Origin of the sequence: Burkholderia sp. AU39826, from assembly GCF_020419965.1 — a bacterium.
GTDB lineage: Bacteria > Pseudomonadota > Gammaproteobacteria > Burkholderiales > Burkholderiaceae > Burkholderia > Burkholderia semiarida.
Window position 1 is genome coordinate 677325 of the sequence record NZ_JAIZQG010000001.1, and the last position, 10925, is coordinate 688249.

Below are 10925 nucleotides of genomic sequence, written 5' to 3' on the forward strand. Positions count from 1 at the left end.
GAGCGAATGTCAAACCTCAAGAAGAATTTCCTGCTGCTGCTGACGTTGCAGATTTCGATGTACGCGGTGCCGCTCCTGATCGCACCGCTGCTGACGCACGCACTCGGGCCCGAAGGCTACGGGCAGCTCGCGTTCTCGCTCGCCGTCATTGCGTATCTCACCAACTGCACGAGCTACAGCTTCGACCTGACCGCCACGCCACGCATCGCGCTCGCGCGCGACAACCGCGCCGAACGCTCGCGCATCTTCTGGGCGACGCTGTACGCGCAGATCGGCATCGCGGTGATCTGTTTCATCGTGCTGGTCGGGCTGATCATGCTGGTCGGCCGCTTCGGCGAAGACCGCGATCTGTTGCTGATCGGCTTCGGGATGGTCGCCGGCGTGGCGTTCACGCCGGGCTGGTATTTCCAGGGAATGGAAAAGCTGCGCGCGCTCAGCGTGATCCTGTTCATCGGGCGCATCCTGAGCCTGCCGGCCATGTTCGCGCTCGTGCACAGCCCGGCGGACATCGACCGTGCGATGATCGTCAACGCGGCGGTGCCGACGCTGTCCGCGATCGCGCTGGCGGCCTATCTGTATTTCAACCGCGAAATCGACTTCGTGCGCGTCGGCGCGGCCGACATCGCCGAATCGCTGAAAGGCGGCTGGCAGGTGTTTCTCGCGTCGACGTCGATCGCCTTCTACGCGTCGACCAACACCGTGCTGCTCGGCTTCGTCTCGGGCAACGTCGCGGCCGGCTACTTCGCCGCAGGCGACAAGCTGATCCGCGCGGCGCTCAGCATGCTGCAGCCGCTGAAGGCCGCCACCTATCCGCGCATCAGCTACCTGATGCGGCACGCGCGCAACGACGCGTTCTCGTTCCTGCGCAAGCTGTTCGTCGTGCAGGTCGCGATGGTGCTCGGCATCTCGCTCGCGATCTTCTTCGGTGCGCCGCTCGCCGTGCGCATCCTTTATGGGCCTTCGTACGAACCGACGGTCCAGGTGCTGCGCTGGATGGCCTTCATTCCGTTCATGGCCGGCATGACGGACCTGTTCGGCGTGCAGACGATGCTGCCGCTCGGGATGAAGTCGGCATTCACGCGAATCCTGATGTCATCGGGTATTCTGAACATCGTGCTGGTACCCGTGCTCGCAAAGTACTTCGCCGAGCTGGGCGCTGCCGTCGCCGTGCTGACGGCCGAGGCCGCGGTGGCCGCGGCACTCGCGACCGTCGTCTATCGCGCCGGAATTCCGATGCCCGGCAGTCCGGTCGCGCGACGCGGCTAGCACGCCGTCGGTGCTGCCCGGCTCCGCCCCGACGCGGCCGGCATCCGCCGACGTTCCATTCGATGCTTGCGCAACCAACCGTATCGCGCGGGCACACGCTTCCCGACCTCCCGCCCGTCGGAACGCTCGCGCGCAGGTACTTCTTACTCCGCCGTGCATGTCCGATCGGGAACGATGACCGCCTTTCCACCCCGCCGCGCGCCCCTACGAAATAAAGATCACACGTATCGGTAGAAACACCGATGCTGTAGTCAAACTACATTCATACCATTAGCCGCAGCAGAGAACCGCTACATCCGATTCGACAGTGCCGGGCGGTCCGCGTCGCCGTCCGTCTGGTTCGATCGGGGCCCAACCGGCCGTAACGATTCCCCGCCTGGCTGGCATGCCGACGCGCAACCACCCTGCATCGCCAGCCGAATGCGTCCGGTGCGAATCCGCCGGACGTACGCAGCTCCAGACATCATTCCAACAACCGGCAATACGATCAGGAGAGCAACATGCGGGACACACTCTGGCCGGCCGTCGTGCTGGCAGCGACCCTCTGCACCACCGCCTACGCCGGCGACGCCGATTTCAATGCGCAGGCTGACGCGACCGACACGTTCGCGTCAGCCGCCGCGCAACGGCGCGCCGACCTGCTCGTGCGCAAGATGACGCTCGACGAAAAACTCCAGTTCATTCATTCGCAATACGAAATGTCCAAGGTGCCGGGCGGCGGCGCCGGCTACATCCAGGGCGTGCCGCGGCTCGGCATTCCCGATCTCAACATGGTCGATTCGGCGACCGGCTCCGGCAGCACGTCGCAGGCCAGCACGACGTTCCCGGCCACGATCGCGGTCGCCGCGAGCTGGGATCGACGGCTGTCGTACGACTACGGCAAGCAGGTCGCGATCCAGTTGCGTGCGCAAGGATTCGGCATGGGCCTGGCCGGCGGCACCAACCTCGCGCGCGAGCCGCGCGGCGGCCGCCTGTTCGAGTATCTCGGCGAGGATCCGCTGCTCGCCGGCGACCTGCTCGCCGAACGCACGCTCGCCACGCAGCGGCAGAAAGTCATCGCCACGATCAAGCACTACGCGGGCAACGAGCAGGAGCACGGCCGGATGGGCGGCAATACGCAGATCGACGAACGCACGCTGCGCGAGCTGTACCTGCTGCCGTTCGAGATCGCCGCGAAGCGCGGCCGTCCCGGCAGCGTGATGTGCAGCTACAACCGCCTGAACGGCACCTATGCGTGCGAGAACCCCCACCTGCTGAACGACGTGCTGAAGAACGAATGGGGCTTCCAGGGCCAGGTGCAGTCCGACTGGGGCGCCACGCACAGCACCGCCGCCGCGATCAATGCCGGGCTCGACGAGGAAGAAGACGTCGGGCCGAGCGTGTACCTGACGCCGGCGGCCGTCAAGCAGGCGATCGCGAACGGCTCGGTGTCGACCGCGCGCCTCGACGACATGGTGCGCCGCAAGCTCGCCGTGATGATCCGCGTCGGCGTGATGGACGATCCGGCCCAGGGCGGCGGCACGATCGATTTCGCGGCCGGGAACCGGTTCGCGCAGGCGGCCGCCGAGCAATCGATCGTTCTGCTGAAGAACGACGGAAACCAGTTGCCGCTCGTCGCGTCGGCGCTGTCGCGTATCGCCGTGATCGGCGGCCATGCGGATTCGGCCGTGCTGTCCGGCGGCGGCTCGGGTAACACGCGCGATCCGGTATCGGGTTCGTTCGCCGGTTGCGGCGGCCTGACGTTCGGGTCGTCGACCGGGTGCAGCTGGTGGCGCAATCCGTGGCTCAAGGTCGACGTGCCGATCGTCGCGGCGATTCGCGCGCTGGCGCCGGCCGCACAGGTCACGTATGCGGGCAACAGCGACCAGCAGTCGCCGTTCCGCGCGTACACGCAGCAGGAAATCGACCAGGCCGCGGCGCTCGCGGGCCGCTCGGACGTCGCGATCGTCGTGGTCGCGCAGCCGGCCGGCGAGGATTTCGGCGATCTGCAGAGCCTGAGCCTCGCGAACCCGTCGAACCAGGATGCGCTCGTCGAAGCCGTCGCGCGCGCGAATCCGCATACGATCGTCGTCGTCCAGAGCGGCAACCCGGTGCTGATGCCGTGGAAGGACAACGTGTCGGCCATCGTCGAGGCGTGGTATCCGGGCGAAGCCGGCGGCAAGGCGATCGCGAACGTGCTGTTCGGTGCGGTCAATCCGTCCGGCAAGCTGCCCGTGACGTTCCCGGCGCGCGATCAGGATTCGCCGACGTGGGGGCAAAACGGCGCGTTCGACACCGACCCGGTGTACGCGGAAAAGCTGAACATGGGCTACCGCTGGTATGACGCGCGCAACATCAAGCCGATGTTCGAGTTCGGCTACGGCCTGTCGTATACGCACTTCACGTATTCGGGCCTGTCGGTGTCGAAGCAATGGGACGGCTCGCTGAGCGTCGCATTCACCGTGCGCAACGACGGGCGCGTCGCCGGCGCGGAAACACCACAGGTCTATCTCGGCGTGCCGTACAAGGACGAGCCGCCGAAGCGGCTGGTCGGCTGGGAGAAGATCCGACTGAATCCGGGCGAGGCGCGGCGTGTACGCGTGATCGTGTCGCCGCGGATGCAGAGCGTATGGGATACGTCGCGCAACGGCTGGAAGGTCGTCTCGGGCGGGACCGTGTATGTCGGCGCGTCGTCGCGCGATATCCGCTTGCAGGGCCACTGAGCGAGCGGCGATGAAGCGACCGGGGGCGCCGTGCATCGCAAGCGCGGCGCCCCTCGTGAACCACCACTGCGTTGAAGCGCGTTATCTGAACAGCAGCGCCAGCATCGTCGCAAGCGCCGCAATCGCGGCGATGCCCGCCACCACACCCGCCAGATGCGCGGCAATCACCACGCCGGTCGGCAATCGCGACGCGATGCCGGCCATCACGCGCCGCCCGCTTCCAGCGTGTCGAGCAACGGCGTCGCCAGATGCAGGACCTGGTACACCGTGCCCGCGCCGCCGTCGTCCGGCTCATGTTCCGTCACGAGCGCACGCGTGAGCCGCCAGCACAGCGGATCGAGACTGACGGCCGCCGCGACCACACCCTGCCGAGCCGCCGCTTCGCGATTGCGTGCGATCTCCCGCGCCAATGCCGCATCGAGATCGGCGTCCGCCGGAATCTCGATGGTTTCGAGACGCGCGAAACGTCCCGCCGACGCACTGCCCTTGCGTGCATCGAGCGCAACCCGCGTATCGATCGGCGCGCGGCCGAAGCTGTCCGTCACGACCCGATAGCGGCCGTCCGTCACGAACCGCGCGAACGCCTGTTCGTTGCGCCACAGATAAAACGATGCGTAGCCGTTTTCCGTCGCGCCGTGGCGGCCGGCCTCGCGCAGCAGGAAGCCCTTGAACAACAGGTCCGGCGTGTCGTCCCACAGCCGGCCGCGCTCGCGCACGCGATGGCGGATGATGTCGAGGTCGTAATCCGCCGGCAGGCGGTGCACGTAGTACGCGGTCAGCATGATCGACTCCTGGCGAAAGAAACGGACGGTATTCCGGACGACGTGGAGCCAGCGTAAAAGACCTTGAATCATTTAAAAAGTAGATGGCAGAATATTTCAATGATTCGATTCTGAAATGAAGAAGGGTGCGATGAAAACGCTCGACATCGAAGCCGTGCAGGCATTCGTGCTGACCGCCGACCTCAGGAGCTTCACGCGGGCCGCGCAAGCGCTGGACACGACGCAGTCGGCGGTGAGCCTGAAGATCAAGCGGCTGGAAGACGGGCTGGGCCGCCGCCTGCTGGAACGCACGCCGCGGCAGGTTCGCCTGTCGGCCGACGGCACCGCGTTCCTGGAACCGGCGCGCGAACTGGTGGCCGCTCACCATGGTGCGATCAGCGCGTTCGGCACGAGCCAGCGACGGCTCGTGATCGGCGTCAGTCACCATGTCGTCGGCGCCGATCTCCCGATGCTGCTGCGGCGGATGAGCGAAGCGGAGCCGGCGCTCGTGCTGGAGATTCGCGTCGCCACGTCGCGCGACGTGCTCGATGCGTTCGATCGCGGCCAGCTCGATGCGGCCGTCGCATTGCAGCACGACAGCCGGCGGCTCGACGGCGAAACAATCCTGTCGGAGTCGTTCGGCTGGATGGCGGCGGCCGATTTCGAGTACCATCCGCCGCAACCGCTGCGGCTCGCCACGCAGGCCGAACCGTGCAGCGTGCGCCGCATGGCGGTCGGCGCACTGGACGAAGCCGGCGTCGCGTGGACGGAAGTCTTTGTCGGCGGCGGCGTGGCGACGATCGGCGCGGCGGTGTCCGCGGGCCTGGCCGTCGCGGCGCTCGGGCATCGCGTCGCGCCCGCCGGCACCGTCGACGTGGGGATGCGCTACGGGCTCCCGCCGTTGCCGACGCGCGACGTGGTGCTCTACTCGAGCCTGACCGATGCGCGTGCCCGGCAGGCGCTGCGCACGCTGGCCGCGGCGCTGCGCTCGTCGATCGGCGTACGTTGATGCCGCGCGTCACCGAAATGCTTCGGCGCGCGCCGCGGTAAAATTCCGTCTTCGCCCTCCGCTCATGCAGACGATATCCGTCCGTCCGCAGGCCAACGCCAAACGCATCGACCAGCCATCATCGCCTTGATTTCCCTACACTTTCCGCGTCGCGACGCATGAGTTACTCGCTCGCCACCTCTTACGTCCGCGAACTCGAGATCCGCAAGAGCCGTTTCATCGCGTACGCGGTTCCCGTCGACGACCGCGATGCCGCGATGCAGGTACTGCAACGCCTGCGCGACGAGCATCCGGCGGCCACCCATGTGTGCTGGGCGCTGCTGGCGGGCGGCCAGTCGGGCATGTCGGACGACGGCGAGCCGTCCGGCACGGCGGGCCGGCCGATCCTCGAAGTGCTGCGCCATCACGATCTCGACGGCGTGCTCGGCGCGGTCGTGCGTTACTACGGCGGCGTGAAACTCGGCGCGGGCGGGCTGGTGCGTGCGTACACCGATGCGATCGCATCGGCGCTGCTCGATGCCGAACGCGTCGAGCGCATTCGCCACACGCGGCTCGCGATCGAGATCGGCTACCCGGAAGAGGCGCGCGTGCGCCGCTGGATCGAACAGGCCGGCTACGATCTGGTGGACAGCGCTTACGGGATGACGGTGAAGCTCGTGATCAAGCTGCCGGAAACGGCCGAGGCGGCAGCAAAATCCGAACTGTTCGACCTGACGCAAGGACGCTCGGGCTTCCCCGCACTGTAAGGCGGACAGATTCCCGTGAAAAATCGGATGCGTCCGATAGAAAACCCGCGCGCTGAAACTTAATCTTCCAGTGTTGCCCGCCATGCGTTCTGCCAACGTCTGGTCGGGCGTGCAGACATGCGGCACATCGCACCTCTGCCAATCATCAGAATTCAGCTACGGGGATATCGGACGCATGCAACTGCAAAAACTGCAGGCCCAGCTCGCAGAACTGGATCGGCGCATCCGGGCCGCGCGCCGCCGCGAACGCCAAGCGGCACTGATGCAGGTACGCCAGATCGTGACGGATCATGCGCTGACCGCGCGGGAAATCTTCGGGCAGGGTTACAGCGGTCGCGCGAAGCTGTTCACCATCGGCGCGAAATATCGCGATCCGGCGACGGGCGCCACCTGGAGCGGACGCGGTCGCACGCCCGCCTGGATCGCCGGCCGCGACCGCGCCGCGTTCCTGATCCGGGAGTAACGCGCGCCGCGCGGCACGGCGCGCGTCCGTGGCCGATCCAGCCGCCCCGAACCGCTCAATAGACGTCCGGCACGATCATGTGGTCCGGCACCGGCCGGCGGATGTAATCCTCGTGATGCTCGCGCTGCGGCAGATCGATCGTCGGGCGCGGCACCTCGTGATACGGCACCTGGCCGAGCAGATGGTGAATGCAATTCAGCCGCGCGCGCTTCTTGTCGACGGCCTGCACGACCCACCACGGCGCCTCCGGAATATGCGTGCGCTGCAGCATCTCTTCCTTCGCGGCCGTATAAGCCTCCCAGCGGCGGCGGCTTTCGAGATCCATCGGGCTCAGCTTCCACTGCTTCAGCGGATCCTCGATCCGGCTCTGGAAGCGCATCTCCTGCTCGCGATCGGTGATCGAGAACCAGTACTTGACGATCTGGATCCCGCTGCGCACTAGCATCTTCTCGAACTCCGGCACCGACCGGAAAAATTCCTCGTACTCGTCGTCGGTGCAGAAATTCATCACGCGCTCGACGCCCGCGCGGTTGTACCAGCTGCGGTCGAACAGCACGATCTCGCCGCCTGCCGGCAGATGCGCGACATAGCGCTGGAAGTACCATTGCGTGCGCTCGCGGTTGTTCGGCGCCGGCAGCGCGGCGACGCGGCACACGCGCGGGTTCAGGCGCTGCGTGATGCGCTTGATCGCACCGCCCTTGCCGGCCGCGTCACGCCCCTCGAAAATCACGACGAGCCGGTGCCCGGTTTCCACGACCCAGTCCTGCAGTTTCACGAGCTCGCCTTGCAAGCGGAACAGCTCGCGGAAATATTCCTTGCGCGCTTCGCGACGCTCGGGCGAGAACAACAGGTCTTCACCGTTGTCGAAGCGGCGATCGTCGAGCTCCATCTCGAGCTCTTCGTCGTACGCGTCGACGAGATCCTCTTCGAAACGGCGCTGGCGCGCTTCCATCGAGTTCGTATCGGCGCGGTTGTCCTCGGTCTCGCGGGTATCCTTGTCGCCCATGGGGCCTCCTTCCATCGTTGACGCAGCCAAACTCGGCCATTATCCCAGCGTCGCGCGTCAAATTCATGAAAATGGGGGCAACCGCGGATCGCGGGCTTCATCCGAACGACCGGCCAAAAAAATCGGCAGCCGGGTCGAAACACTGGCTGCCGGACGGCGTACGCGGCCGCTTTCGCCGACGCGCACGCATCGCTTCACGTCAACGTCACCTCAACGAATGATCCGCGTCACGCCCCGCCCGCGCGGATCGGCCATCGCTTCCGGCGTCTTGCCGTCGATCTTGATGACCTGGATGTCGCCGCTGAAATCCTGCCCCTTCAGCGTATAGCCGCGCGCCTCGATCTGCTTCGCGAGTTCGCCTTCGATCGGGTGGTACGGCTCCCAGAAGATCGTGTTCGGCGGCAGCAGTTGGTGATGGAATCGCATCGCACCGACCGCTTCCTTCAACGGCATCTTGAAGTCGTAGATGTTGTTGATCACCTGGAAGATCGATGTGAAGATGCGCGAGCCGCCCGGCGTGCCGATCACGAGCGACACCTTGCCGTCCTTCGTCATGATCGTCGGCGACATCGACGACAGCGGACGCTTCTTCGGTTCGATCGCGTTCGCGTCGCTGCCGACCACGCCGAACATGTTCGCGACGCCCGGCTTCGCGGAGAAGTCGTCCATCTCGTCGTTCAGCACGATGCCCGTGCCGTCGGCGATCACGCCCGAGCCGAAATAGCCGTTGATCGTGTACGTGTTCGACACCGCGTTGCCCCATTTGTCGACCACCGAGAAGTGCGTCGTTTCGGCCTTCTCCGGCATCGTCGTGCCAAGGCCCGGCTGCACGCTCTTGGTATCCGACGGCTCCTTCGGGTTGACTTCGGCCGCGCGCTTCGCGATGTATGCGTCGTCGGTCAACTGCGCGATCGGCACCTTGTAGAAGTCGGGATCGCCGAGATACTGCGCCCGGTCGGCGAACACGCGCTTCTCGATTTCCGCGACGAGATGGATGTACTGCGGCGAGTTGAGCTTCACGCCCTCGAAGTCCTGCTTGAGATCGGCCTTCATCTTCAGCAACTGCACGAGGCCGATGCCGCCGGAACTCGGGGGCGGCGCGGTGATCACGTCGTAGCCGTTCCACTTCGCCTGCACCGGCTGGCGCCACACCGCGCGGTACTGCGCGAGATCCTCGGTCGTGATCAGCCCGTTGCCGTCGCCGGTCTTCATCGACGCGGCGATCAGCTCGGCCGTCTTGCCCTTGTAGAAACCTTCCGCGCCGCCGTCCGCGATGCGCGTCAGCACGTCGGCGAGATCGGGCTGCTTGAAGTTCGCGCCGGCCTTCAGCCCGGAGAAGTACTTGTCGAAATTGGTCTTGCCGCCGAATTCCTTCGACGCGTCGACGCCGCGCTGCGCGAGCTGCTCATCGACGACGAAGCCGTCGCGCGCATAGTGGATCGCCGGCGCGAGCACCTGCTTCCACTTCAGCTTGCCGAAGCGCTTCTGCGCTTCCCACATGCCCGCCACCGTGCCCGGCACGCCGACCGCGCGCGGGCCGTACAGGCTCATGCCCTTGACGACGTTGCCGTCCTTGTCGAGGTACATGTCCTTCGTCGCGGCGAGCGGCGCGCGCTCGCGGTAATCGATGAAGTAGGGCTTGCCGTCCTTGTAGATCGTCATGAAGCCGCCGCCGCCGATGTTGCCGGCTTCCGGGTACGTGACGGCGAGCGTGAACGCGATCGCGACGGCCGCGTCGATCGCATTGCCGCCCTCCTTGAAGATTCGCTCCGCGGCATCCGCGCTGTACTTGTCGGCCACCGCCACCGCGGAGCTCGTCAGGACCGCGGGCTGCGGCCCTTTCGCGTAGGCCGGCGCATTCGGCAGGAAGCCGATGCCGGCCACCGTCGCCAACACGGCGGCGGATGATTTGAAGCGATTCAGCGTAGTCATTGCATGTCCCCCATGTGGATCTCCTTCAGGCAGGAAAAGCACCTGATCCGTGGATGGCCGCCGGCGCGCCGACGGCCATATGCCGGCTTCGTAGTATAGGGGGACAAAAAGGGTCGAACACGTGAGGTGCGACGAAAGCGTGCCGATTGCGTGCGCGCGGTCGCGTTGCGGCGCCGCGACGCGCCCGGGCATCGTTCGGCATCGTCGGCGACGCGCGCCGGCGCGGAGTGCACAAAACCGAAAGTTGCGAACCATACGACCGGCCCCGCAGCGGGTGCGAAAAAATCTGCGAACCAGCCGCCCGCTGCACAGTTCGATCTGCGAAGATAGCGCCCCGCTTGCGCGCCGCATCATCGTTTCGTGCACGCGCCGCTTCACGTTTCTTCGTCTCGCTCCCTATGGCCTCACACAATGCGCATCACGCATCCGGCTTCGCAGCCGGCGTCGCCGCCGCCATCCTCGTCGCGCAAACCGGCGCGACCGGCCCGTGGCACTCGGGCATGCTTGCCGCGTTCGCGGCGGGCGTCGCGGGCGGCACCGCGCCCGACTGGCTCGAAGTCGCCTGGTGGACCCGCAAGCGCCGGCTGTGGATCACACATCGCACCATCACGCACTGGGGTATCGGCTGGATCGCGCTGCTCGCGCTCGGGTGGCACGGACTCGTCCATCATCCGCATCCGACGTGGGCCGCGCCGCTGTTCGGCTTCGCCTGCGGCGGCGTGATGCACCTGCTCGCCGACTGGCCCAATCCGCTCGGCGTACCGTGGATCTGGCGGCGCCATTCGCTGAACCTGTGGAACAGCGGACATTGCGACCTGATCGTCGTGGCCGCCGCATGGGCCGGCACGCTGTGGCTCGCGCAGTCGCTGTGGTCGCGTGCGCCGCTGGTCCAACACTGGCTCGGCTGGCTGCATCGCGTCTAGGGACGGTTCGCGCTGGTAACGCACGTTCCGTGTTTCGGAAAATTCAGCCGTGGGGCTCGCCCCCAAGTTGCAATTCGACACAATTCAGCGCGCGCTCGGCGTGCCGACGGGTACGCA

General features: G+C 66.3%; 10 protein-coding genes. 6 read left to right on the forward strand and 4 right to left on the reverse strand.

Annotated elements, in window-relative coordinates; translation table 11 throughout:
• Positions 1-6 precede the first annotated feature (6 nt).
• Both LGM42_RS03010 and LGM42_RS03015 read left to right on the forward strand, forming a co-directional pair.
• The gene (locus LGM42_RS03010; protein WP_059574652.1) at positions 7-1266 is read left to right on the forward strand and encodes an oligosaccharide flippase family protein; all 1260 of its coding nucleotides are present in this window, start codon (positions 7-9) and stop codon (positions 1264-1266) included.
• A 500-nt stretch (positions 1267-1766) separates the two neighbouring features.
• Positions 1767-3968, forward strand: coding sequence for a glycoside hydrolase family 3 C-terminal domain-containing protein (locus tag LGM42_RS03015; protein ID WP_226231532.1), 2202 nt, complete (start codon positions 1767-1769; stop codon positions 3966-3968).
• An 81-nt stretch (positions 3969-4049) separates the two neighbouring features.
• Here LGM42_RS03015 and LGM42_RS32995 read toward each other — a convergent pair whose 3' ends face one another.
• Together LGM42_RS32995 and LGM42_RS03020 are read right to left on the reverse strand one after the other, a co-directional pair.
• Positions 4050-4172 (reverse strand): hypothetical protein, encoded by a 123-nt coding sequence (locus LGM42_RS32995; RefSeq protein WP_264168066.1) that lies wholly within the window; start codon positions 4170-4172, stop codon positions 4050-4052.
• Positions 4172-4750 carry a DUF4865 family protein gene (locus LGM42_RS03020; protein ID WP_179231772.1) on the reverse strand — a complete coding sequence of 193 codons (579 nt, stop codon included), beginning with the start codon at positions 4748-4750 and terminating at the stop codon, positions 4172-4174. Before LGM42_RS03020 ends, LGM42_RS32995 begins: the two co-directional genes overlap by 1 nt.
• 130 nt (positions 4751-4880) lie before the next feature.
• On the opposite strand from LGM42_RS03020, the gene LGM42_RS03025 reads away from it, so the two are divergent.
• The 3 genes from LGM42_RS03025 (at position 4881) to LGM42_RS03035 (ending at position 6947) form a co-directional block, all read left to right on the forward strand.
• Positions 4881-5738 carry a LysR family transcriptional regulator gene (locus tag LGM42_RS03025; RefSeq protein ID WP_059583057.1) on the forward strand — a complete coding sequence of 286 codons (858 nt, stop codon included), beginning with the start codon at positions 4881-4883 and terminating at the stop codon, positions 5736-5738.
• 158 nt (positions 5739-5896) lie between these two features.
• Complete coding sequence (locus LGM42_RS03030) at positions 5897-6484, forward strand: IMPACT family protein (protein ID WP_059582223.1); 588 nt, start codon at positions 5897-5899, stop codon at positions 6482-6484.
• A 175-nt stretch (positions 6485-6659) separates the two neighbouring features.
• A complete protein-coding gene (locus LGM42_RS03035; protein WP_060311073.1) occupies positions 6660-6947 on the forward strand; it encodes an H-NS family nucleoid-associated regulatory protein in 288 nt (95 codons plus the stop codon).
• A 55-nt stretch (positions 6948-7002) separates the two neighbouring features.
• On the opposite strand, the gene ppk2 is transcribed toward LGM42_RS03035, so the two are convergent.
• Positions 7003-7953 carry a polyphosphate kinase 2 gene (ppk2, locus tag LGM42_RS03040; protein WP_059582228.1) on the reverse strand — a complete coding sequence of 317 codons (951 nt, stop codon included), beginning with the start codon at positions 7951-7953 and terminating at the stop codon, positions 7003-7005.
• A 210-nt stretch (positions 7954-8163) separates the two neighbouring features.
• Positions 8164-9885, reverse strand: coding sequence for a gamma-glutamyltransferase (gene ggt / locus LGM42_RS03045; protein ID WP_011547886.1), 1722 nt, complete (start codon positions 9883-9885; stop codon positions 8164-8166).
• A gap of 398 nt (positions 9886-10283) precedes the next feature.
• Here ggt and LGM42_RS03050 point away from each other — a divergent pair, with 398 nt between their 5' ends.
• Positions 10284-10808, forward strand: a complete 525-nt coding sequence (locus tag LGM42_RS03050; protein ID WP_226231533.1) for a metal-dependent hydrolase — start codon at positions 10284-10286, stop codon at positions 10806-10808.
• Positions 10809-10925: the final 117 nt, after the last annotated feature.